The organism is Viridibacillus sp. NPDC096237, assembly GCF_050278625.1.
GTDB lineage: Bacteria > Bacillota > Bacilli > Bacillales_A > Planococcaceae > Viridibacillus.
Window position 1 is genome coordinate 410,281 of sequence record NZ_JBNNTI010000001.1, and the last position, 25,310, is coordinate 435,590.

Here is a 25,310-nt window from a genome sequence, read left to right on the forward strand (position 1 = left end):
TTACACCTCCTTAATATTATTTGCAAATAAAATAAGCGAGATATTATCTTCACCGCCATTTTCATTTGCCAGTTGTATCAGTTGTTCACCTTTTTCCTGAATCGGTAGTGGCAGATGAATAATTGATTGCATTTCTTGCTTCGTTAATTTATTACTAAGTCCATCCGAACAAACTAATAAATAGGAATCAGCAACGAATTGCACCATATAAAAATCTGGTGCAATTGTTGCTTCTGTTCCTAAAGATTTAATAATGTAATTTTTCTTAGGATGACTTTCGGCTTCTTCTTCACTAATTTCCCCATTATCGACGAGTACATTCACATAAGAATGATCTCTTGTAATAAGTTGCAAATTTGTTTCCGTGCTAAAATACACACGACTATCTCCGACGTGGCAAATGATACATTCGTCAGCATCAATCAAAACGGCTATTAAAGTTGTTCCCATGCCGTGACAATTTTCGTGTGATAAAGAATATTGATATATCGATGCATTGAGTTCTTGAACAGATGTTAACAGCCATTCTTTTTTTAATTCAATTGATTGAAAGGATCCCACATCTGCTTGCAAAAATAACTGTTCAAATCCAGAAACCGCCATACCACTCGCTATATCTCCAGCATTGTGTCCACCCATACCATCAGCGACAATAGCAAGTTTAAATGCATCTTCGCGTTCAATGAATATAGCTCGGTCCTCATTTACCGTTCTTTTTCTTCCGATATCACTCGCTACTATATATTCCACAGCCAGTCACCCCATTAATTCGTCGTTTCTTGCTTTCTCTCCTTCGCACGTAATTGACCACATGCAGCATCAATATCTGAACCGTGTTCGCGTCGAATTGTTACATTAATACCATGATTTTTTAACGTTTTTTCAAACGAGAAGATGTCATTTTTTGGTGTTCGCACATAGTCACGTTCTGGAACATAGTTTACTGGAATCAAGTTCACGTGACATTTAATACCTTTGATTAATTTTGCTAACTCTTCAGCATGTTCTACTTGGTCATTTACTCCGCCAAATAGACCATATTCAAAACTAACTCGACGACCAGTTTTCTCGGTGTAATAACGAATGGCTTCAATTAGATCTGGTAATTTATACGCTTTTGCGATTGGCATTAAACGTTGACGTAATTCTTGGTTAGGTGCGTGTAATGACAAGGCAAAGTTGATTTGTAATTGTTCATCCGCAAATTTATAAATTGAAGGAATAATACCACTAGTTGAAACTGTGATATGGCGTGCTCCAATGTTCAAACCTTTTTCATGATTGATTACTTTTAAGAAGCTCATCATGGCATCATAGTTGTCAAACGGTTCGCCGATTCCCATAATAACGACATGACTTACTCGTTCGCCTACTTCATCTAATGCTTTTTGAACGTTGACAACTTGCTCAACAATTTCTCCTGCTAATAAATGACGTTTTAATCCGCCTAAAGTAGATGCACAGAATGTACATCCAATACGACAACCCACTTGTGTCGTTACACAAACAGAGTTCCCATATTCATGGCGCATTAATACAGTTTCAATTGAATAACCGTCTTGTAATTGGAACAAGAATTTAATTGTACCATCTTTAGATTCTTGTTTGATTAAAGTACCTAATGTACTAAGTTCAAAGTCAGCAGCTAATTTATCGCGTAATTCTTTTGAGAGGTTAGACATTTCATCGAAAGTTGTTACACGTTTTACATATAACCAGTCAAAAATTTGGCCAGCACGGAACGGTTTTTCACCGTTGTCCTTTAACCAAGTTTGCATTTCTTCCGGTAATAATGAATAAATCGATTGGCGTAATTGTGGTTTTTCTTTTTTTACTCTTACTGGTTTTTGTATTTCTTGATCCATTAGTTTGTAAATTCTCCTTTTTTTCTAAAGGCAGCAACGAAAAAGCCATCACTGCTAAAGTCTTGTGGAAAGACTTGCATCATTCCATTTGTTTGAAGCTCTTTAAGTACGTCTGGCACATTTGGTACAGGTTCAAGCTCCATATCCGGATACTTCTCTAAAAATGCAGCAACTGTTCCATCATTTTCAATTTTATCAATTGTGCAAGTACTGTAAACCATTTTGCCTTCATTCTTTAATAACTCATAAGCTGAATCCAGTAATTGTAATTGTATTGGTTGTAGTGATGCAAAGTCTTCTTCTTTTTTCGTATATTTAATATCCGGTTTACGTCTAATAACCCCTAATCCACTACAAGGAGCATCGACTAAAATCCGATCGAATGATTGCTTTTCAAATTGCTTAGTTGCTTTTCGACCATCTAATACTTGTGCGTCAATAATAGTTAGACCTAGACGTTCGGCATTACTATTAATAAGTTTTAGTTTATGAGCATGTAAATCGGTAGCGATTAACTCGCCTTCGTTTTTCATTTTCTCAGCAATATGTGTTGTTTTACCGCCTGGTGCTGCACACATATCTAATACTCTCATGCCTGGTTCTACTTGCAGAGCGTAAGCTGGAATCATAGAGCTTTCATCTTGAATGGTGATTAGACCATTTTTGTACGATTCTGTTCGTGCAGCTTGACCAGTTAATAAATGCAAAGCTTCCGGTAACACTTTACTTCGTACAACTTCATACTTTTCGCCCCATAAACTTTCAAGCGCTTGATCTGTTGTCACTTTAGCTGTGTTCACTCGAATAGTTTGTTGTGGTGGTAGATTATTTTCAAACAGCATATCAGATGATTTTTCAACGCCGTAAGCTTCAACATAACGTCGTACTAACCAAATTGGATGACTTGTTTCTATAGAAAGTCGTTCAACCGGATCTTTAATATCGGTCGTATCTCGAATGCCGTCACGTAGGATCGAACGTAAAATACCGTTTACTGTTTTAGAGACACCTTGGTGGCGTGCTCGATGTTTAGCAATTTCAACAGCTTCATTTACTGCTGCATGATCCGGAATTTTCGACAAGTTTGCAATTTGATATAAAGACAAGCGTAATAACCATCTCACCCAATCATCCAATTTCCCGCGAACAAATGGCTCTAAATAATAATCTAAAGTCATTTTATATTGAAGTGTTCCGTAAGTAAGTTCCGTCAAAAGGGCACGGTCTTTCGGTTTAATATTATATTTTTCAATTGTTTGATGAAGAAGTAAATTACTATATGCTTGCTGTTTATCTACTGCAAGAAGGATAGTTAATGCTGCGTCACGAACATTACCATCCCAAATTTTAACTTTCTTTTTTGTCATTCAAAACGGTCCCCAATCTGTAATTTTGACCCGGTACCTCTTAAGTAATCCATCGCAGTCATACGCTTTTTGCCAGCTGGTTGTAAATCTAAAATATTTATTGCTTCTCCGTTACCTGTTGCTACTGTAAAATATTCTCTATCAATAGCAATGACAGTCCCAGGTACTTCGCTATGTTTTTTATCGGACTTTTGTGCCCACCAAATTTTCACATTATCGCCATTTAATTTCGTGTATGCTACTGGCCATGGATGCAAACCTCGTACTTGGTTATATATATCTGTACTGTTTTGCTGCCAATTAACTAGCTCTTGATCACGTGAAATATTATGAGCAAAAGTCACTTTTGTTTCATCTTGTGGGATACGACTATTAGTGCCCTCGATAATAGATGGTAACGTTTCTTTTAATAAGTCTCTACCAATAATACTTAATTTATCAAATAATAGACCTGTATAATCTTGTTCTTCTATTGTAAGCTCTGCTTGTGAAATAATATCACCTGCATCAAGTTTAACTGCCATATACATTATCGTAACACCTGTTTTTTCTTGCCCATCGATTAAGCATTGGTGAATAGGTGCTCCACCGCGATATGCTGGTAGTAATGATGCATGCACATTCACACAACCAAGTCTAGGTGTATCTAATAATTCCTTAGGTAAAATTTGACCAAAAGCTGCTGTAACAATTAAATCTGGATTTAAACCTATGATTTCTTGCAACTCATCAGAACCACGAAGTTTTTCTGGTTGAATTACTGGTAATCCTAAACGAACAGCTTCTTCTTTGACAGGTGGTGGTGTTAACACACGTTTACGACCAACAGGACGATCTGGTTGTGTAACTACCGCTTTAATATTATAGCCTTCTTCATGCAGCATACGTAAAACTGGTACCGAAAAGGCAGGTGTCCCCATAAATACAATGGAAATCATTCCTGTTCCTCCTCTTCTTCCGCCATTTCATCTAATTCTTCAAGCGTATAAACACGAGTAATTTTCTTATCAAATAACACACCAAATAAATGGTCAATTTCATGTTGAATTACACGAGCATCGAAACCTGCTGCTTCGACTTCATACCATTCTCCATTACGGTCTTGTGCTTTTATATGAACATAATCAGGACGCTCTACATCACCATAAAGTTCAGGGAAACTTAAACAACCTTCAATTTCTATAGCTGAACCGTCCGTTGTTAAAATAGTAGGATTAATGATTTCAAGAATGGCTCTTTCCTCCCCCATTTCTACAATGGCTGCTTGAATGCTTTTATTCACTTGAGGTGCTGCAATACCTACTCCATCATGCTCAAGCATTGTATCATACATATCATCAAGTAACTGTGCTAACTCTGCATCAAATTTAGTTACAGGTGCCGCTTTAGCTTCTAACACTTTTGCTGGGTTTTTTATAATTTCTAATACTGCCATAATGCCCTCTTTTCTTGCGATTATATCTAAATGGATGAAGGATCTAAATCGACGGTTAATTGAATACCTTTTTTCACCCAGTCTGTTCGATACATGCGAATTAATTGTTGTAATGTAGCCGTTAAATTAGGCTCTTTTTTATATTTTATCAAACATTGATAACGATATCTATTTTGCACCCGACTGATAGACGCTGCTGTCGGACCAATAATACCAACATTTTGTGATAGTTGCATTCGTAACCAATCCACTGCCTTACCTGTATATTCTGCTGCCATTAGTACATCTTCATGCGTCACTTGAATAAGTACAACGAAATAATACGGTGGATAGGCGAAACGCTGTCTTATATGCATTTCCTGCACATAAAACGGCTCATAATCTTGTTCTTTTGAAAGTTCGATTGCATAATGCTCAGGTGTATATGTTTGGATAAATACTTCTCCAGGCTTTTCATGGCGCCCTGCACGACCACTTACTTGTGTAAGTAATTGAAATGTACGCTCAGCAGCTCGAAAATCCGGTAAATTTAATGAAGTATCTGCACTCAAAACACCAACCAACGTAATATTCGGGAAATCAAGCCCTTTAGCAATCATCTGTGTTCCTAGTAGAATATCAGCTTCCCCTCGACCATAGGAATCTAATATACGCTCATGCGAACCCTTTTGTCTCGTTGTATCTACGTCCATTCGAAGTACTCTTGCTTCAGGAAAGAGTTTATATATTTCACTTTCAATCTTTTGCGTTCCGGTACCGAAAAAACGGATATGTTCACTTTGACATTCAGGGCATTCATGTGGCACTTGTTCTTCATAGCCGCAATAATGACATTTCAGTTTTTCTTGGGAACGATGATAGGTCATGGAAATATCACAGTTTTTACATTGCACAACGGTACCACAATCTCTGCATAATACAAAAGAAGAAAAGCCTCTACGATTGAGGAATAATACCATCTGCTCTTTTTTTTCAAGTCGCATACGCATTGCTTCGGCTAATTCCTCTGAAAACATTGAGCGATTCCCTTTTTTCAATTGTTCACGCATATCGATAATTTCAACTGTTGGTAAGGATTGCTGCATTGCACGTTTTTTCAGTGTTAATAATGTATATACTTTCTTCTTTGCTCTAGCAAAAGATTCTAAAGAAGGCGTTGCACTACCTAATATGACAGGACAATGATGGTATTCACTACGCCAAATAGCTACATCTCTTGCATGGTAACGTGGTGAATCCTCTTGCTTATATGTCGATTCATGCTCTTCATCTAATATGAATAGGCCAACATTTGTGAAGGGAGCAAAAACAGCAGATCGAGCACCTACTACCACCTTTACTTCTCCTCTTTGAATCTTTCGCCATTCATCATATTTTTCGCCTTTAGATAGTCCACTATGCAGAACAGCAACTTGTTCCCCAAAACGCGAACGAAATCGCTCTGACATTTGAGGTGTTAAAGATATTTCCGGTACTAGCACAATCGCTTCCTTCCCTTTTTCAAGGGTACTTTGAATAGCCTGTAAATACACTTCTGTTTTCCCACTACCTGTAATACCATGTAGCAAAAAAGTTGTAGGTAGTTTATGTCTCATCGCTGCTAATATTTGCTGTAATGCCACTTCTTGTTCATCAGTTAGTGGAAGTGGCTTCGTTTTCACTGCATCCTTTGTAAATGGGTCACGGTATACCTCTTCTTGAATATACGTTGCAGCACCTTTTTCAATGATTGCACTAAGAACGGCAGTTGTAATATTAAGTGTTTGGCAAAGTTCTTCCGGTACAAAAATAGCACTTTGATGATCCACCATCCATTCAGCGACCATAACTTGTTTTTTTGCTCTTTTTGGAATATCAACTGCAATTTGTTGCAATTTCTCTTTATCATCCAAAATTTGAATCTTACGAACAGCCTTTACTTGACCTTGCTGTTTAACGACTGTTTTTATTTGGACAGTTCCTTGTCCAATACAGTATTTCAGTGACCTTAGAAATCCAGCAATTTCTACTTTCTTATATGGGATTGATGTCTTATTACCAAAAAGGTTTTGTAATTCAGCTGGCAGGTCTCCTAAAGAGCCTGTGAGATGAATGGTTTTTTCATATTTCGCTCGTAATGCCGAGGGTAACATAACTTGTAATGCATCAATTTCAAAGCATAAAGTGTGGTTTGTCATCCACTGGGCAAGCTGTAGCATTTCACCTGTTAAAACAGGTTCAATATCGAGTAACTGAGATAGTGGTTTTAATTTTTCTAGTGGGACATCCGTTTCTTCCTTTAAAGCAGTGATGAAACCAAGCACATTGCGAGGACCGAATGGCACTTTCACACGGCATCCAGCTTCAACAAGCGCTTGCCATTCATAGGGAACAGCGTAGTCAAACGGTCGATCCACTGGATATGCCGCTACGTCTACGATGACTTGTGCTATCATATTGAATTTTCTTCCCTAGCTAAAATGGTTTTAAATAATTCAAGTGCCAACTCTTTTTTCGGAAGATGAACGAATGTTTTTTCGAAATCATTTTGACCAACGAGTGTAACCGTATTTGTGTCAGTACCAAAACCTGCTCCATCTTGCGTTACATCATTAGCAACAATATAATTTGCATTTTTCTTTTCTAGTTTGCCTTTTGCATATTTTAATACGTCATTGGTTTCCGCAGCAAAACCAATTAGTAGTTGATCTTTTTTATGTTCCCCTAATGTCAGTAAAATATCAGTTGTGCGCTCTAAATCAATAGTTGCATTACCTGGCTGTTTTTTCATTTTTTGCATATGTGCTGTTTTCGGACGATAATCCGCTACCGCTGCTGTTTTTACAACAATATTGGCGTCATCATATTCAACTAACATAGCTCGGAGCATGTCCTCAGCACTTTCCACATGTACTACTCGCACACCAGCTGGAGGCTCTATTGCTACCACACCAGATACAAGCACTGTTTCAGCACCTAGTTCATGTGCTGCTGCAGCCATGGCGTAACCCATTTTTCCAGTTGAGAAATTGGTCAAATAACGTACAGGGTCAATTCTTTCACGTGTAGGCCCTGCAGAAATAACAACTTTCTTTCCTTTTAAAAGCCCACTTTTAGATTTGAAAAAACTTGCGGCTAATGCTGTAATTTTCTCGGGTTCTTCTAAACGACCTTTGCCAACATATCCGCAGGCTAAAAAGCCCTCAGATGGTTCTATAAACTCATAGCCATCTTCAGCTAACTGGGCAATATTGCGTTTAACTGCTAGATTGTCATACATATGAACATTCATTGCCGGTGCAATCCACACTTTTGCAGTTGTTGCTAATAATGTTGTTGTTACCATTTCATCTGCAATGCCATTGGCAAGCTTTCCAATTACATTTGCAGTTGCGGGCGCTACGATGATTAGATCCGCCCAATCTGCTAAATCGATATGAGCAATGACACTTGAATCTTTTTCATCAAAAGTGTCTGTATAAACATCATTTTTAGACATTACTTGAAAGCTTAAAGGTGTTACAAAACGTGTTGCAGATTCAGTCATCATTACTTTAACATTTGCACCAGCTTGAGATAGTTTACTAACTAATGCTACTGCTTTGTAGACGGCAATTCCGCCCGAAACACAAAGTAAAATGTTTTTATTTGCAAGCATTTTTTTCTTCCTTTCAAAACGACAAGCTCCCAAAGAAATGTTAAATTTCCTCAGGAGCCTCTACGTTGTCATGTCATTAAACTTCGTCTTCGTAAATAGCTGATTCGTCTTGAGCTACTTGACTTAAGACACCAGCAGAAACTTCTTCAAGTGCTTTCCCTACATTTTTATGTGATTTGTAAGATGAAAGCCTATAGTCACTACCTTCTTGCATTGCACGCGCTCTTTTTGAAGCAAGACTCACTAATGAATATTTTGAATCGATTTTTTGTTTTAATACGTCAACAGATGGGTATAACATCTATTTATTCTCCTCTCAGCATAGCTAAGTATTGTTTTTCTACTCTTTCACGTCGACAATGTTCCGCAACTACGATTGCATTGACACGATCACAAGCTAATTGTACTTCATCGTTCTCAACGACATAATCGTACAAATTCATCATTTCTAATTCTTGATTTGCAGCAGCAATACGCGTTGCAATCACATCTTCTGTTTCAGTACCACGCCCAACTAAACGTTGCTGCAATGCTGAAATACTAGGTGGTGCAAGGAAGATGAATAAACCATCTGGAACCTTGTCACGAATTTGAGCTGCACCTTGTACTTCAATTTCTAAAAATACATCGCGTCCAGCATCCAAAGTTTTGTTTACATATTCCAGAGGTGTACCGTAATAGTTTCCTACATACTGTGCATATTCAAGGAGTTGTCCTTGTTCGATTAAACTTTCAAAATCCTCTTTTGATTTAAAGAAGTAATCAACTCCATCAACTTCGCCTTCACGTGGTAGACGTGTAGTCATGGAAATAGAATACTCATAATTAGTATCTGGTTGTGAAAAAAGTGCTTTTCGCACAGTACCTTTTCCGACACCTGAAGGGCCAGATAGGACAATCAATAATCCACGTTCTCTTCTCATGCTTTCTCCCTCATCATTACAATATATTAATAGTACATTTAGTAAACACAATTATTCAATATTTTGAACTTGTTCTCGCATTTTTTCAAGAATCGTTTTCGCTTGGACAACTGCAGCTGAAGCTTCAACAGATTGATTTTTAGAACCAATCGTATTAATTTCACGATGAATTTCTTGCAATAAGAAATCGAGTTTTCGTCCGATAGAAATGTCATCTTGAAGCGTTTCATCAAGCTGGACAAAATGGCTTGCTAAGCGGTCTAATTCCTCTGCAATATCTGCTTTTTCAGCAAAAATCGCAACTTCTGCTAATAATCGTTCATCTAATGCGCTAATGTCTGTAAGTTCTGCAATTCTCGTAACGAGCTTATCGCGATACTTTTGTACGGCTTGATCGGCAACTTTACGAACTAACTTTATTTGCTCTGCTAAATCCGTTTTGAAACCTACTACCGCCCCTTGCAATTCCTGACCTTCTCTTTCGCGCATTTGGATCAATGCCTTTGCTGCTTGTTGTACAGCTTGATCAACAGCTGTTAAAATTTCTTCTTTTGATGTCTCTTGCACTTTGACAGTTAATGCTTGCTCTAAATTCAAAAGTTCTGTCATCGACCACTTCTCGTCAAGCAATATCTGTTTTTGCAATTCTTCTCTTGCTTCTTTATAAGCATTGACTAGAGGCCAATTCACTTGTACAACTTGCTGTTGCTGTGACAATTCTTTCACATATACGGAAACATCTAACTTACCTCTTGAAACTAATGAGGAAAGCAATTTTTTTGTATGAACTTCCGCTTCCATCCACTCTTTCGGAAAACGTGTTGTAACTTCTAAAAAGCGATGATTTACCGATCGAATTTCTACAGTAAGCTGAAATTGTTCCGTTGTTGTGACACCCCTGCCAAATCCAGTCATACTACGCACCAAGGTCAGTCACATCCTTCTTTGCATACTGATTTTTAATTATAACATATGAAAACAAGTTTTGGCTTGCAGATTTGTTAGAAGTTAACTTAATGGAACAAAAAAATGATTAGAATTAATAGTCATCGGTCACGAAGAACTATATTTTACAAAAGCTCTGCTTACCTATTTAGACAAAAAAAATGGTAAGATAGAACAAAACGTTTTGAAAGAGGAATCACTTATGGCTTATGATGGTTTATTTACAATCGCAATGGCAAAAGAGTTACAACAGTTAGTAACGGGCCGAATCGCGAAAGTGCATCAACCGAACACCCAAGAAATCATTTTACATATTCGTGCTAATGGAGGAAATCATAAATTACTATTTTCAATTCATCCTTCCTATGCACGTGTTCATATCACAGAACAAACAATCGAAAACCCACAGGAACCACCTATGTTTTGCTCTCTACTTCGTAAACATATAGAGGGTGGATTTATTGAATCAATCCGCCAAGAAGGTGCCGATCGAATCCTCATTTTTAAAATTGCTAGTAAAAATGAAATTGGTGATCCAATTACGCGAGAATTACACGCAGAAATCATGGGACGTCATAGCAATTTAATTTTAGTCGACAAAGAAACAGACAAAATCGTTGATAGCTTAAAGCATCTACCACCTGCTATGAATAGCTACCGTACAGTCTTACCTGGTCAACCTTTTATCACACCACCTGAACAGGATAAGGAAGATCCTAAAACAGTAAGTTCTGAAGCATTGCAACTATTCTTTGCCAAAGAAAAGAATACACAAGAAATTGTACAGCATTTTACCGGCTTCTCCCCATTACACGCTACTGAGTTATTATTTAGAAGTGAAACTAAGGAGCAACCGATAGCCGACATCTTCCCATCATTTATAGAGGAATTTGAAATTGGTGGAAATTCACCAACCTATACTGAAGCAAATGGAAAAACATACTTTTCACCAGTGGCATTAACACATTTAGTTGGTGAACATACAAGCTATTCAACGTTAAGTACTCTACTGGACCGCGTATTCTTTGCAAGAGCTGAGAGGGACCGCGTAAAACAACAAGCTGGGGATTTAGAGCGTTGGTTACAAAATGAAATAAGCAAGCTCAAATTAAAATTAAAAAAACTGCAAAAAGATTTAGATCGAGCTAATAATTTAGACCAATTCCAATTATACGGCGAGCTATTAATGGCCAACTTATATGCTTTTGAAAAAGGGCAAAAAGTAGTCACTGTTGTTAATTATTATAGCGAAGACAGTGAAGAAATCACGATCCCAATTAGTGAACGAAAAACACCTGTTGAAAATGCACAGAGTTATTATACTAAGTACAATAAAGCAAAAAACGCTCTTATAATGGTTCAGGAGCAACTTGATAAAACAAAGGAAGATTTAACTTACTTTGAAATGCTTTCGCAACAAGTACAACAAGCTGCACCTGCTGATATAGAGGAGATTCGTGAAGAGTTAGCGGAACAGGGCTACTTAAAACTACGTGCTTCTAAACGACGTAAAAAGCCAACTAAACCAGCTCCAGAAAAATTCAAATCTTCTACAGGTATTGATATTTCAGTTGGCAAAAACAATAAACAAAATGATTATTTAACATTTAAAATCGCACGTAAATCTGAAATTTGGTTGCATACTAAGGATATCCCAGGCTCTCACGTCGTTATTCACTCATCTGAACCAGATGAACAAACTTTACTAGAAGCCGCAACTTTATCAGCCTATTTTAGTAAAGCACGTGAATCTTCATCAGTACCTGTCGATTACACTGAAATACGTCAGGTGAAAAAACCAAATGGGTCAAAACCCGGCTTTGTTATCTACTTTGAGCAAAAAACTCTTTATGTTACGCCTGATGAAGAACTGATTATGAAGTTAAAATAACTTTTAAGAACAAATAAAAGGGGGCTGCTTTTAATAAGCCTCCAAAAAACTCGTATAAAAAACGAGGGCACTGAAAAAGTCCATAAAATGAATTTTAGCCATGATAGAAACGATTAATCGTTTCTGTCATGGCTTTTTCTTCGATGCCGTTAATTTCCGTTCCGGCGGACGCTTTCCTGGGGGACGAACCTTGAGCCTCCTCGTCGCTAACGCTCCTGTAGGGTCTCAAAATGTTCGCAAATTCCCCAAGGAGTCGCCGCCTGCATTCCAATCAACTCGTTTTATCGTTTTACTGAGTTTTTCATTCTTTCCGATTCACACCTAACCCTTTATAATTAAAGGACTAATTCAAGGTGATGCTGTCCATGATTTCAAAAACGGCCTATGTGAGCTACTCCCAGGAGGTTTTGGGTCATGGCCAGTTGTTTTTAAAAAAATTTAGACTCATGAACAAAGCGGTGTAGCTTTTGAATAAATTTGATAAAAAGGAAACAGTCAACCCGTTATTAGTAGCAAACAAAAAAACAACTAATTAGTAGAATCCTTTTTAAAGAATCCTGCAACTATAGTGAAATAAGATAAAACCCTGCATTCAACAGGATATTTATCAAACTTTTCCACTTAACTAGGCTAGACAATGCATCAACGACCAAACGATACTTGATGTTTTATACCACATAAAGTGACGTTAAAAGGTCCATCATTACTATTTCCTCAAAAAACATCGATGCTGATGCAGGTTACGGAAGTGAAAACACTATTTATACGCAGTGAAACAAAAATTTAACGCATTAATCCAATTGGTCGTTGTTCTTCTTCTCACTCTGTGACTTAAGTAAAGTCATAATGGAGTTTGGAATTGTGGCAATAGCCCAAATCTACTGAAAGCAGCTGGAATTCTCCAGCCACTTTCACCAAAAACAAGACAAATAAAAAAGTACCGATGAAAAAACAAATTGTTTTCCATCGGTACTTTTATTATAGGTACTTTTAGACATCTCCTTTTACTCATATGACTTTTATTGCTTCTTCGTTGCATCTATGCCTAACCATTTCTCTGAAATTTCTTTTAATGTACCGTCATTTGTTAATTCTTCTAAAGCTTTCGAGATATCTTCTACCTTTTTACTATCAGTAGTAAATGGAAATGCAATATTTCCCCATGATGTAGGACCAAACCCTATTTTCACATCATCCAATTTAGCTTTTTCAATCGTCGTTTTCACTTGTACTTGATCATTATAATACGCGTCAACACGTCCTAATGATACTTCCTTCAATTCCGCTGTAGGGTCCTCAGAAAATGTTTTAATCGTAAAGTCATTGTTTTTATTTATATCTTTTAATTCTTTTTCAGCAGCTGTCCCTAAACCTACCCCAACCACTTTACCTTTTAAATCATCAATCGAATTTATATTATCATTATTTGCCTTTACCGCAAATACTGACCCTGAATATAGGTACGGTACGGTAAATGTATATTTTTCTTCTCTCTCAGTTGTCACTGATAATTGATTTGCAATTGTATCAATACGACCTGAATCTAATGATCCAAATAATCCTTCAAAATCAGCTGTTGTCCAATTTACTTTGTATCCTGCTTTTTTTGCAGCCGCTTCAATAATATCCGCATCATAACCAATTACTTTATTGTCCTTTTGATAGATAAATGGACTTCTCCCAGCAGCTGTCCCAACATTAAGAACTTTTTCATCTGCTTTCACAGAATTCTCTCTTTTAGAAGAATCCTTTGAACTACATGCCGCTAATACCACAACCACTGTAAAAACCATTATAAATGACAATATTTTTTTAGATTTCATACTACCAACTCCTTATCCACTAACTGATTTCTACTACTTAATTGTTGTAAAAACTTCTGTGTTCTTTCCTGCTTTGGATTATTAAAAATCTCTTCAGGAGTTCCTTGTTCAATAATAGAACCCTCCGCCATAAAAACAACATGATCAGCCACTTGTCTTGCAAATGACATTTCATGAGTTACTACAATCATAGTCATATTCGAAAGCGCTAGGCTTTGAATTACTTGTAGAACTTCTCCTACTAGTTCTGGATCGAGTGCTGAAGTAGGTTCATCGAACAAAATTGCATAAGGATTTAGAGCGATAGCTCTAGCAATCCCTACGCGTTGTTGCTGACCACCCGACAAACTATTTGGATAATAGTTTTCTTTTTCAGATAAACCAACTTGTAATAGTAATTTTTTCGCAATACTTTCAGCTTCCACTTGCGACTTTTTCTGTACAGTAATTAACGGCAATGTAATATTTTCTTTTACAGTTTTGTTCTTAAATAAGCTATAGTTTTGAAAAACCATAGCAGTTTTATGCCTTAATAATTGTGCCTTTTTATTTGTTAGATTGGCGACATCTATTGTTACGTCATCAATTATTATTTGCCCTTTATCCGCTTGTTCTAAAACATTTAAGCATCTTAATAGAGTCGACTTACCTGATCCAGATGGCCCTATTATCGCTACAACTTGACCCTTTTCCACAGTTAAAGAAATTCCTTTTAATACTTCGTTATCTTTATATGATTTATGAAGATTCTGAACACTTATCATCCTTTTTCACTCCTTAATTACAGGTAAGGTACTTCCAAGCGATATTCTAATCGTCTCTGTAGCCAACCAATAATAATGGTTAATCCCCAGTAGATAATTGCAACAGCTAAGTAACTTTCCATATAAAGATAAGACTCTGCAGCAAGCATTTTAGCATGAGCTAAAATTTCTGCTAAGCCTAATACAAACGTTAAAGATGATTCTTTAATTAGCCCAATAAAATTATTACCAAGTGCAGGAACTGCTACTCGAATAGCCTGCGGAAAAATCACCTTTCTCATGGCTTGCATTTTTGTCATTCCTACAGACAAACAAGCGTCCATTTGATTGCTCTCAACTCCATTTAAAGAACCACGTAAAATTTCAGATAAATACGCTGCATTATTTAAGCTTAGACCGATTAAGGCTGCTTGTAAGGACGTTATAACAGCCATCTCTGGGAAAATCTGAGGAAGTCCAAAATATAAAACGAATAACTGCACAAGTAATGGTGTCCCTCTAAAAAATGAAATATATAATCGAGATAATGGATATAACACTTTCATTCGATTACGATCAATGAGAACAAGCATAATACTAATAAGGAATGAAATAATCATGGATACCATAGAAACACCTAATGTGATATATACATACTTCAATAACTGTGGTAACGACTCTAAAAAATACATAAAATCAAACTTCATTTTGTCACCTTCTATAACGATTTTACTTTATTTGTTTTATGCAATTTCAAAAACAATACGATTACCACTTGGATCTTCTACCGCAAACTTATTTCCCAAATCTTGAATTTGTGTTTGTTGTTTAATATATTTTTTTGCTGTTTCAAAATTTTCTGTTGTTGGTAATTTAAACCTTACTTCTTTCAATCCTGATTCATTTTCCGCCGCCTTTTGTAGCCCCTCACCCGACCATACATTTCCCGCAATATGATGATGATAGCCACCTGTCGAAATAAAGAATGCTGTATCAATAATTACCTGTTCCTCAAAACCTAACGTATTGACGTAAAAACCTACCGATTCCTCGATATTAGCCACTCGTAAATGGACATGGCCAACAATTGTTTCTGTTGGTAATTTACCATCTGTTTCAAAATCAGCTAACGGTGCTAATTCTTTAAAGTTAAGTGGATTACTACCGCCTGGATACTTATCCCAATCTTCACGATTACGATCAGCATATATCTCAATACCATTTCCTTCAATATCATACAAATAAAATGCCTCACTATATCCATGATCACTCGCACTATCTAATCTAGCAATTGGGATGAAGCGTTCAAAGTGCGGGAAACGTGAAGCTTGTTCTACTGGACTATCAATCGTTTCCTTATTACGCAGAATTTCGAAAAATTTCGTTGCAAATGCTTCTCTACTTGGTAATAAAAATGCTGTATGGAATAAACCTGTGCTTTTAGCCGGTTGTAATTTTTCTGCTGTTTTTTCTAATTCAAAAATAACTGTGTTACTACCTTTTCCACCAAACTTAGCATGTTGTGTATTTCTCTCTAATACATCAAGACCAACTACATTTTCATAAAATGCAATTTGACGCTCCAGATCCTTTACTTTTAAAATAACACTTCCTACTTGTGTCGCTCCATTCAATACAAACTTCTCTTGTTTTCCATCAATTCTTTGTACCATCTTAAAACCTCTCTCTTTTTTATTAACCAATTACGGAATAAACAACTTCTAATAAAAAACGCTCTTTCTACATAATCTAGAAAGAGAGTTGAGGGGAGCTAATTCAACTCTTATCTCTCATGATTTCATGCAATCATGTTGGAGTTAGCACCTTCCTAAACAATAGGGGTTGCTGAAACTTCAACGGGCCAATTCCCTCAGTTTCTCAAGATAAGAAATTCAGTTAATATTCCTAGTTAACTTATTGGTTTAATTGATTTTAAAACATTTTCTATAATTTAGCAACATTTTTTCCCAATTATTTTATTTCCATGAAAAATAATTCCTTAATTCGAATTAGAATTTTGAACAATAAAAAACTAGCATGAGAGAATTCCGATTCTCATGCTAGTTTTTTTGAATGCCTAAATTAAATATATTATTTTAATTTCCCTGCTTTTAAATCCTTATGCCATTGCAGTAAACCTGGAATGTCTGATTCATCAATAGCACCTGATTCTTTTGCCGCTTCAACTAACGCTTCGAAGTTTGATAGGCTATAGTAAGGAACACCAACTTCTTCAAAGGCTTGTTCAGCACGCGGTAATTTATATGAATACACTGAAACAACACCAAGTACTTCTGCCCCTTCACGACGAAGTGCTTCTACAGCTGTAATGCTTGAGCCACCTGTTGAAATGATATCTTCTACTACAACTACCTTTTGACCTGTTGAAAGTTTCCCTTCTGTTTGGTTACCACGACCATGGTCTTTTGGTTTTGAACGTACATATACCATTGGTAAGTCTAAAATATCACTTACCCATGCTGCATGCGGAATCCCTGCTGTTGCTGTACCAGCTACTACGTCTGTTTCTGGGAAGTTTTCTTTAATAAGCGCTGCAAGACCGTTTGCGATTGTTGTACGTACTTTTGGATAAGAAATCGTTAAACGTGTATCACAGTAGATTGGTGATTTAATACCTGAAGCCCAAGTAAATGGATCATTCGGACTTAGTTCTACCGCTCCTACTTCTAACATGCCTTGTGCTACTTCTTTTTGAATTGTCATTATTGTTGTCCTCCCCATAATTGTTGTACAGCATGGTACGATTCAACTGGATTTTCTGCTTGAGTTATTGCACGCCCTACTACGATTTGCGTCGAGCTTTCTTGACGTGCGAAATCAGGTGTAGCAACACGTTTTTGATCATGTGCTGCACCACCAGCCATACGAATTCCTGGTGTTACTTTTAAGAAGCTTTCTCCACATATTTCGCTGATTGCTTTTGCTTCAAGTACAGAGCAAACTATACCATCTAAACCCGCTGATTGTGCTAACTTGGCATAATGCAGTACTGATTGATCTAATGATAAATTGATTTTTTGCTCGTTTTGCATTTGCTCTTCAGTCGTTGAAGTTAACTGAGTTACCGCAATTAAAGCTGGTCGCTCTTTACCAGCCTCCGTTCCCTCTATTAGACCTTCAAGAGCAGCCGTCATCATATTGGAGCCGCCTGCAGCATGGACATTGACTAGATCTACACCTAGTTTTGCTAAGCCTTTCATCGCTGATTTCACCGTATTTGGAATATCATGCAGTTTTAAATCTAAAAATATGTCGTGACCTTGCGCTTTAATTTTGCGAATGATGTCTGGCCCTTCTTGTAAATAAAGCTCAAGACCCACCTTCACAAATAGTGGCTCGTTGAACTGAGAAAGAAATGTCATTACTTTCTGTTCATCTGAAAAATCTAACGCGATAATAGGCTTATCATTCATTTAGCGGTGGCTCCTTCCAATTACATCTGTTATTTTGTCATAACCTAATTCATCTAGCTTTTGTGGTAATGCTTCAATGATATTTGGGCATACAAATGGATCCACAAAGTTGGCAGTACCTACTGCTACAGCACTCGCCCCCACAGATAGGAAGTCGATAACATCCTCTGCAGTTGCAACTCCACCCATTCCAATAATAGGAATATTGACATTTCGACTTACTTCATGGACCATGCGAATTGCTACTGGTTTTACAGCCGGACCTGATAAACCTCCGGTACCATTAGCAATAATCGGTTTTCCCGTTTTCGGATGTAGACGCATACCGATCAATGTATTAATCATCGTAATACCATCTGCTCCGCCTGCTTCTACAGCTTTAGCAACTTCAGAAATATTCGTTACATTTGGTGATAGCTTTACATAGACTGGTACATCTGACACAGCCTTTACTGCAGCCGTTAAGTCACTTGCTGATTGTGGATCTGTACCGAATTGAATCCCGCCACATTTAACATTTGGACAAGAAATATTCAACTCTAATGCATGTACATTTGGTGCTTTTGAAATAGCTTCTGCTACTGCTACATAATCAGCAGTCTCTGTTCCAGCAACATTTGCAATAATCGGTACATCATATTTTTCTAACCAAGGAAGTTCATGTGTTAACACATGCTTTAGCCCTGGATTTTGTAAGCCAATGGCATTCAACATACCCGCTGCTGTTTCAGCAACACGTGGTGTTGGGTTACCCGAGCGCGTTTCTAATGTTGTAGCTTTAATCATGATTGCACCTAACTGAGATAGATCATAAAGTTGTGCATATTCTTGTCCAAATCCGAAGCACCCTGAAGCTGGGATAATTGGGTTTTTTAATGATAATCCTGGTAATTCGATTTGTAATCTATTCATAGCTTCACAACTCCTCTCGGGAAGACTGGACCGTCAGAACAGATCTTCAAGTATTCTTTATCAGTTGTATCTGTGGTATTACATACGCAGGCGAAACAAGCTCCAATACCGCAGCCCATGCGTTCTTCAAAGGATAGGAAACCTTTTTTATCTGGATAAGTTTGCTCTAATGCTGCTAGCATTGGCGTTGGTCCACAGCTATAAAAAACATCAAAAGAAGGTGCTTTATCTTTTAAAAAGTCTGTGACAAATCCTTTTGTCCCCTGACTACCATCAGCTGTTACGATATATGTGTCATCTAACTCGGAAAACTGTTTTTCATAAAAGACGTTGTTTTCAGATTGGAAGCCTAGTACGTGAATTGTACGTACTCCCTTTGCATGTAATTCTTTTGAAAGCTGATACAAAGGAGGAACCCCAATACCACCACCAACTAAAAGTGCTGTTTGACCTGGTTCTGCTTCTTCTACAGGGAAACCGTGTCCTAGCGGTCCAAGTATATCCACTTCTTCACCTAGTCGTTTTGCCGATAAGATTGTTGTTCCACGCCCTTCTGCACGGTAAATCATTGTGAACTGCAATAGTTCATGATTAATGGATGCAATACTAATCGGTCTTCTCAGTAATGGTTCAAATGTATCCGTTACACGTACATGGACAAATTGACCTGGTTGTTTCATATCAAGGACCAACTGACCAGTTAAGGTCAGCTCAAAAATATCCTCTGCGATTTTCTGGTGGCGTACAACTTGCATACGTTCTTGGTGAATCATCCTCGCACCTCCTGCTTAGGCATTTCTTCAGCTGTGAAGGTCATAGATTCGATTACTCGAAGCATTGCCTCTGCAGTATCAAGAGATGTTAAGCATGGAACCCCATTTTCTACTGATTCACGGCGGATACGGAAGCCGTCACGTGCAGGTTGTTTTCCTTTTGTTAATGTATTGACGATTAATTGCGCACCGCCATTTTGGATAACGTCAAGTAAAGTAGGACCATTCGATCCGATTTTATCAACAACGCTTACTTTTAAACCTGCTTCCTCAATCGCTTTCGCAGTTCCTGGTGTTGCTAAGATGCTGTATCCGATATTTGTAAAGCGTTTAGCTAAAGCAATTGCTTCGTCTTTATCTTTGTCTGCTACCGTCATTAATACTGACCCGTGATCCTTAATATCCATACCCGCTGCTACTAGACCTTTATATAGTGCTTTTTCTAATGTGCTGTCTTTACCCATTACTTCACCTGTTGATTTCATTTCAGGTCCTAATGTAATGTCTACACGACGTAGTTTCGCAAAGCTGAATACAGGTACCTTCACGTAAACACCTTGTTGAATCGGCGCTAAGCCAGTAGGGTAACCTTGTTCAACAATTGATTGGCCAAGTATCGCTTTTGTTGCAATATTCGCCATTGGTAAGTTCGTAATTTTGCTTAAGAACGGTACTGTACGAGATGCACGCGGGTTTACTTCAATAACATATACTTCGTCTTCAGAAATTACATATTGGATGTTCATTAACCCTTTGATTTCCAACCCTTTTGCTAAACGAGTTGTATAGTCAGTTAATGTATCAATATGTTTTTGAGACAGTTGTTGAGGAGGATATACTGCAATCGAGTCACCTGAGTGAACACCTGCACGTTCGATATGTTCCATAATACCTGGAATTAAGACGTTTTCACCGTCACAAATCGCATCTACTTCAATTTCTGTACCCGTTAAATATCTGTCGACTAATACTGGGTGCTCTGGACTAGCCTCAACTGCATGCTCCATGTAATATTGTAGTTCTTCTTCGTTATAAACGATTTCCATTGCGCGTCCACCAAGTACATATGATGGTCTCACTAAAACTGGGAATCCAATTCTCTTAGCAATAACTATTGCTTCCTCCGCAGAAGTCGCCGTTTTACCCATTGGTTGTGGGATGCCGATTTCATTTAATGCTTCCTCGAAGCGATCACGTGATTCAGCGCGGTCTATTGCATCTAGTGATGTTCCTAGGATTTTCACGCCTCGTGCTTCTAATTTATCTGCTAGGTTAATCGCTGTTTGACCACCGAATTGCACTACAACACCTTTTGGTTGTTCAAGATCAATGATGTGCATAACATCTTCAATTGTTAATGGTTCAAAGTAAAGCTTATCAGAGATTGAGAAGTCTGTTGAAACTGTTTCTGGGTTTGAGTTAATAATGATCGCCTCATAACCTGCTTCTTTAATCGCCCATACTGAGTGTACTGTTGCGTAGTCAAACTCTACCCCTTGTCCGATACGAATTGGACCTGACCCAAGCACGATTACAGATTCACGATCTGATTTGTTTGATTCGTTCTCTTCTTCGTATGTGCCGTAGAAGTATGGTGTTTCTGACTCAAATTCTGCAGCACATGTGTCTACCATTTTGTAAACTGGCACGATGCCATTTTCTTTACGGAAATCATAGACTACATCTGCTGTTGTATTCCAAATTTTCGCAACTGTTTCATCAGCAAATCCAATACGTTTTGCTTGTCGCAATACTGCTTTGTCATGAGGATTATCTTTTAATACAGTTTCATAATCGACAATGTTTTTAAATTTATTTAAGAAAAATAAATCGATTTGGCTCCAGTCATGGATTGTTTCGATTGTCACACCTCTACGTAACGCTTCTCCTAGGAAAAATAATCGCTCATCTCCAGCTTTACGGATACGTTTTTCAATCCATTGATCTGATAGATCTTCAGAATTCTTCATTTCAATATGTTTATGGCCAGTTTCAAGTGAACGAACTGCTTTTAACATAGCTTCCTCGAAGTTGCGGCCGATTGCCATAACTTCACCAGTTGCTTTCATTTGAGTTCCTAAGTTACGTTTTGCATTTTCGAATTTATCGAAAGGCCAGCGTGGAATTTTTGCAACAACATAGTCAAGTGCCGGTTCGAAGCAAGCGTAAGTTTTACCTGTAACAGGGTTCATCATTTCATCAAGTGTTAGACCAACTGCGATTTTCGCAGCAAGCTTCGCAATTGGGTAACCAGTTGCTTTTGAAGCAAGTGCTGATGATCGTGATACACGTGGGTTTACTTCAATAATGTAGTAATTGAAACTATGTGGATCAAGGGCTAGTTGAACGTTACAACCACCTTCGATTTTAAGTGCACGAATGATTTTAAGTGATACATTACGAAGCATATGATATTCGCGATCTGATAAAGTTTGAGATGGTGCAACTACAATTGAATCACCTGTATGAATCCCAACTGGGTCAACATTTTCCATGTTACAAACTACGATTGCATTGTCATTCGAGTCACGCATTACTTCATATTCAATTTCTTTGAAACCCGCGATTGATTTTTCTAATAAACATTGTGTTACCGGGCTATATTTTAAACCTGATGTCACGATTTCGTTTAAATCTTGCTCGTTATGACAAATACCACCACCAGTTCCACCTAGTGTGAATGCTGGACGAACGATTACTGGATAACCTATTTTATCAACAAAAGCATGTGCTTCTTCTAAGTTGTGGATAATGTCTGATTCTGGTACTGGAACCCCTAACTCGTACATTAAGTTACGGAATAAGTCACGGTCTTCCGCTTTATTGATAGCATCAAGTTTTGTACCAAGAATTTCGATGTTTAATTCATCTAAAATGCCTGATTCATGTAATTCGATAGCCATATTCAAGCCTGTTTGGCCTCCTAAAGTTGGTAGGACTGCATCTGGGCGTTCTTTACGAATAATACGTGAAACAAACTCCAATGTTATTGGTTCGATGTACACTTTATCAGCGATTTCAGTATCCGTCATAATTGTTGCTGGATTTGAGTTAATTAAAATGACACGGTAGCCCTCTTCTTTTAATGATAGACAAGCTTGTGTTCCTGCATAGTCGAATTCTGCAGCTTGTCCAATTACGATTGGGCCTGAGCCGATTACTAAAATGGTTTTGATATCTTGACGTTTAGGCATGGTGTTGCTCCTTTCTAGTATCTACATTCATTAACTCGATAAATTCATCAAATAAATGGTTTGAATCTTCTGGTCCTGGTGATGCTTCTGGATGATATTGTACTGTGAATACTGGGTGTTCTTTATGTTTTAGACCTTCGATTGTTCCGTCATTTAATGCAAGGTGCGTAACTTCTAACCCAGTTCCTTCTAGGGAAGCTGGATCGATTGCATATCCATGGTTTTGTGATGTTAGTTCAGTACGTCCCGTTTTTAGTTCTTTTACTGGATGATTAGCACCACGGTGTCCAAATTTAAGCTTGAATGAATCTGCGCCACAAGCTAGTGCGAAAAGTTGATGCCCTAAGCAAATACCGAACATTGGCACTTTTCCGATTAGATTTTTAATTGTTTCAATCGCTACTGGTACATCTTTTGGATCTCCAGGTCCGTTTGATAACATAATACCATCTGGATATAATGCTAAAATCTCGTCCGCTGGCATATTGTAAGGCACTACAACAACGTCACAGTCACGTTTGTTTAACTCTCGCAAAATACCATGCTTCATACCGAAGTCAATTAATACGACCTTTTTACCACGACCTGGGCTTGGATATGGTGTTTTTGTAGAAACTTGTTCTACTTGGTTTGTAGGGAATGTAGTTGCTTTAAGTTTTGCCACTACTGCTTCAACATCCACATCTTCACCTGCAGCAGTTAGTGCAGCTTTAATTGAACCTTCTTCACGAATCAAACGAGTTAACTTTCTTGTATCGATTCCTTCGATACCAGGGATTCTTTTCATTTTGAAAAATTCATCTAGTGTTGTGTCACAACGGAAATTTGATGGTGTTTGAGCTAATTCGCGAACTACAAACCCTTTTATTGAAGGATCGATTGTTTCAAAATCGTCTCGATTAATACCATAGTTACCGATTAAGGGATATGTCATTGTTACAATTTGTCCTGCAAATGATGGGTCAGACAACGTTTCTTGATAGCCTGTCATTCCTGTTGTAAATACAACTTCTCCGTTTGACGCTAAGTCACTACCAAAGGCTTCTCCTTCAAATACGATACCATTTTCTAGAATTAACTTTCTGTTTGTCATTGTACTTCCTCCCATACGATGTTTCCTTCAAAGATTGTCATAACTGGCCAGCCTTTTGCTGTCCATCCATTGAATGGCGTGTTTCTACCTTTTGATACGAAACCCTCAGCATCAATTGTTTGTTCCTTATCCAGATCAAGTAAGATTAAATCCGCTGATGTACCAACTTCAATCTTGCCATATGGTAAGTTGAATAACTCAGCTGGTTTTGCAGCCATCCAATCGATTAATTGTTTTAATGTCCACTTACCTGTTTCAACAAACTTTGTATACAGTAGTGGGAATGCTGTTTCAAAACCGACAATCCCGAATGGAGCACCTACCATGCCACAACATTTTTCTTCAACTGTGTGTGGAGCGTGGTCTGTTGCGATACAGTCAATCGTGCCATCTAGTAAAGCTTCATGTAATGCTTGTAAGTCATCATTCGCACGTAATGGAGGATTCATTTTCCAGTTTGCATCATCTGATGGAATGTCCATTTCTTCTAATAGAAGGTGGTGCGGACAAACTTCGGCAGTTACGTTTATGCCTGCTGCTTTTGCATCGCGTACTACACGTACCGATTCTTTTGTTGATACGTGACATACATGATAATGTGCACCTGCTGCCTCAGCTAGTAGAACGTCACGAGCAATTTGAACAGATTCACAAATTGATGGAATACCTGGTAATCCAAGTTCATGATTTCGACGTCCTTCATGCATTACACCGTCGTAGATTAATGAATTATCTTCGCAGTGTGCAACAACTGTCATACCAATTTTTGCTGCATCTTGCATTTGCTCAAACATTGTTGCAGCTTCTTGTACACCAACACCATCATCAGAGAATGCAACTGCACCATGAGCTTTTAAGTCTGTTAAGTTTGTACGCTTATCCCCAGATTGTGCGACTGTTAAAGACCCATAAGGTAAAACACGAATGACTGCACTATCTTCAATCAAACTATTTATGTAGTCCAGATTTTCAATTGAATCTGGTACTGGCTTTGTGTTAGGCATTGCACAAATTGTTGTGAAACCGCCTTTTGCTGCAGATGCTGTGCCCGTCGCAATCGTTTCTTTATGTTCGAAGCCTGGCTCACGAAGATGTACATGGACATCCACAAAGCCTGGAGCTACAATTTTCCCTTGACCATCGATGACTTTGTTAGCTGTTTTGTTTAAGGCTTTTCCGATAGCAGCAATTTTACCATCTTCAATGAAAATTTCAGTTTTTTTAAGTTCACCTTGCTCATTAAGTATTTGTACGTTTTGAATAAGCTTTGTCATT

The 25,310-nt window shown here is 37.8% G+C and carries 22 protein-coding genes and 1 riboswitch; of the genes, 1 reads left to right on the forward strand and 21 read right to left on the reverse strand.

Going from position 1 to position 25,310, the window contains the following annotated elements; all coding sequences use genetic code 11:
• The 10 genes from ACQKMD_RS02135 to ACQKMD_RS02180 all read right to left on the reverse strand — a co-directional run bounded on the left by ACQKMD_RS02135 (window position 1) and on the right by ACQKMD_RS02180 (window position 10,154).
• Window positions 1-750, reverse strand: a complete 750-nt coding sequence (locus ACQKMD_RS02135) for a Stp1/IreP family PP2C-type Ser/Thr phosphatase (protein ID WP_427749023.1) — start codon at window positions 748-750, stop codon at window positions 1-3.
• Between the two features lie 14 nt (window positions 751-764).
• Window positions 765-1,865: a 23S rRNA (adenine(2503)-C(2))-methyltransferase RlmN gene (gene rlmN / locus ACQKMD_RS02140; RefSeq protein WP_427749025.1), complete on the reverse strand. Its 1,101-nt coding sequence runs from the start codon at window positions 1,863-1,865 to the stop codon at window positions 765-767.
• A complete protein-coding gene (gene rsmB / locus ACQKMD_RS02145) occupies window positions 1,865-3,232 on the reverse strand; it encodes a 16S rRNA (cytosine(967)-C(5))-methyltransferase RsmB (protein ID WP_427749027.1) in 1,368 nt (455 codons plus the stop codon). The genes rlmN and rsmB overlap by 1 nt, the downstream gene beginning before the upstream one ends.
• Window positions 3,229-4,170, reverse strand: a complete 942-nt coding sequence (gene fmt / locus ACQKMD_RS02150; RefSeq protein ID WP_427749029.1) for a methionyl-tRNA formyltransferase — start codon at window positions 4,168-4,170, stop codon at window positions 3,229-3,231. The genes rsmB and fmt overlap by 4 nt, the downstream gene beginning before the upstream one ends.
• A complete protein-coding gene (def, locus tag ACQKMD_RS02155) occupies window positions 4,167-4,667 on the reverse strand; it encodes a peptide deformylase (protein ID WP_427749031.1) in 501 nt (166 codons plus the stop codon). The genes fmt and def overlap by 4 nt, the downstream gene beginning before the upstream one ends.
• Window positions 4,668-4,693: 26 nt before the next feature.
• Entirely contained in the window at window positions 4,694-7,102 is a 2,409-nt protein-coding gene (gene priA / locus ACQKMD_RS02160; protein WP_427749033.1) for a primosomal protein N', read from the reverse strand.
• A complete protein-coding gene (gene coaBC / locus ACQKMD_RS02165) occupies window positions 7,099-8,304 on the reverse strand; it encodes a bifunctional phosphopantothenoylcysteine decarboxylase/phosphopantothenate--cysteine ligase CoaBC (RefSeq protein WP_427749034.1) in 1,206 nt (401 codons plus the stop codon). Before coaBC ends, priA begins: the two co-directional genes overlap by 4 nt.
• Before the next feature lie 76 nt (window positions 8,305-8,380).
• Window positions 8,381-8,605 (reverse strand): DNA-directed RNA polymerase subunit omega, encoded by a 225-nt coding sequence (gene rpoZ / locus ACQKMD_RS02170; protein WP_038183947.1) that lies wholly within the window; start codon window positions 8,603-8,605, stop codon window positions 8,381-8,383.
• Between the two features lie 4 nt (window positions 8,606-8,609).
• Complete coding sequence (gmk, locus tag ACQKMD_RS02175) at window positions 8,610-9,227, reverse strand: guanylate kinase (protein WP_427749035.1); 618 nt, start codon at window positions 9,225-9,227, stop codon at window positions 8,610-8,612.
• Between the two features lie 51 nt (window positions 9,228-9,278).
• The gene (locus ACQKMD_RS02180) at window positions 9,279-10,154 is read right to left on the reverse strand and encodes a YicC/YloC family endoribonuclease (RefSeq protein WP_427749037.1); all 876 of its coding nucleotides are present in this window, start codon (window positions 10,152-10,154) and stop codon (window positions 9,279-9,281) included.
• Window positions 10,155-10,374: 220 nt separating this feature from the next.
• Here ACQKMD_RS02180 and ACQKMD_RS02185 point away from each other — a divergent pair, with 220 nt between their 5' ends.
• Complete coding sequence (locus tag ACQKMD_RS02185) at window positions 10,375-12,063, forward strand: Rqc2 family fibronectin-binding protein (RefSeq protein WP_427749039.1); 1,689 nt, start codon at window positions 10,375-10,377, stop codon at window positions 12,061-12,063.
• A 1,019-nt stretch (window positions 12,064-13,082) separates the two neighbouring features.
• Here the strand turns inward: ACQKMD_RS02185 and ACQKMD_RS02190 are convergent.
• From ACQKMD_RS02190 to ACQKMD_RS02240, 11 genes are all read right to left on the reverse strand, one after another.
• On the reverse strand, window positions 13,083-13,886 hold the full coding sequence (locus ACQKMD_RS02190; RefSeq protein ID WP_427749041.1) for a transporter substrate-binding domain-containing protein: 804 nt from the start codon (window positions 13,884-13,886) through the stop codon (window positions 13,083-13,085).
• Window positions 13,883-14,650, reverse strand: a complete 768-nt coding sequence (locus ACQKMD_RS02195) for an amino acid ABC transporter ATP-binding protein (RefSeq protein WP_427749043.1) — start codon at window positions 14,648-14,650, stop codon at window positions 13,883-13,885. Before ACQKMD_RS02195 ends, ACQKMD_RS02190 begins: the two co-directional genes overlap by 4 nt.
• A gap of 17 nt (window positions 14,651-14,667) precedes the next feature.
• Window positions 14,668-15,336, reverse strand: coding sequence for an amino acid ABC transporter permease (locus tag ACQKMD_RS02200; protein WP_427749045.1), 669 nt, complete (start codon window positions 15,334-15,336; stop codon window positions 14,668-14,670).
• A 36-nt stretch (window positions 15,337-15,372) separates the two neighbouring features.
• Window positions 15,373-16,302, reverse strand: coding sequence for a VOC family protein (locus tag ACQKMD_RS02205; protein WP_427749047.1), 930 nt, complete (start codon window positions 16,300-16,302; stop codon window positions 15,373-15,375).
• 107 nt (window positions 16,303-16,409) lie between these two features.
• A riboswitch (SAM riboswitch) is annotated at window positions 16,410-16,519 on the reverse strand.
• 201 nt (window positions 16,520-16,720) lie between these two features.
• Window positions 16,721-17,353, reverse strand: coding sequence for an orotate phosphoribosyltransferase (gene pyrE / locus ACQKMD_RS02210; RefSeq protein WP_427749048.1), 633 nt, complete (start codon window positions 17,351-17,353; stop codon window positions 16,721-16,723).
• Window positions 17,353-18,063 (reverse strand): orotidine-5'-phosphate decarboxylase, encoded by a 711-nt coding sequence (gene pyrF / locus ACQKMD_RS02215; protein WP_427749049.1) that lies wholly within the window; start codon window positions 18,061-18,063, stop codon window positions 17,353-17,355. The genes pyrE and pyrF overlap by 1 nt, the downstream gene beginning before the upstream one ends.
• Window positions 18,064-18,975: a dihydroorotate dehydrogenase gene (locus tag ACQKMD_RS02220; protein ID WP_427749051.1), complete on the reverse strand. Its 912-nt coding sequence runs from the start codon at window positions 18,973-18,975 to the stop codon at window positions 18,064-18,066. It lies immediately after the preceding gene.
• A complete protein-coding gene (locus tag ACQKMD_RS02225) occupies window positions 18,972-19,748 on the reverse strand; it encodes a dihydroorotate dehydrogenase electron transfer subunit (protein ID WP_427749053.1) in 777 nt (258 codons plus the stop codon). Before ACQKMD_RS02225 ends, ACQKMD_RS02220 begins: the two co-directional genes overlap by 4 nt.
• On the reverse strand, window positions 19,745-22,942 hold the full coding sequence (gene carB / locus ACQKMD_RS02230) for a carbamoyl-phosphate synthase large subunit (protein ID WP_427749055.1): 3,198 nt from the start codon (window positions 22,940-22,942) through the stop codon (window positions 19,745-19,747). The genes ACQKMD_RS02225 and carB overlap by 4 nt, the downstream gene beginning before the upstream one ends.
• Window positions 22,935-24,035, reverse strand: coding sequence for a carbamoyl phosphate synthase small subunit (locus tag ACQKMD_RS02235; protein ID WP_427749057.1), 1,101 nt, complete (start codon window positions 24,033-24,035; stop codon window positions 22,935-22,937). The genes carB and ACQKMD_RS02235 overlap by 8 nt, the downstream gene beginning before the upstream one ends.
• Entirely contained in the window at window positions 24,032-25,309 is a 1,278-nt protein-coding gene (locus ACQKMD_RS02240; protein ID WP_427749058.1) for a dihydroorotase, read from the reverse strand. The genes ACQKMD_RS02235 and ACQKMD_RS02240 overlap by 4 nt, the downstream gene beginning before the upstream one ends.
• Window position 25,310 lies beyond the last annotated feature (1 nt).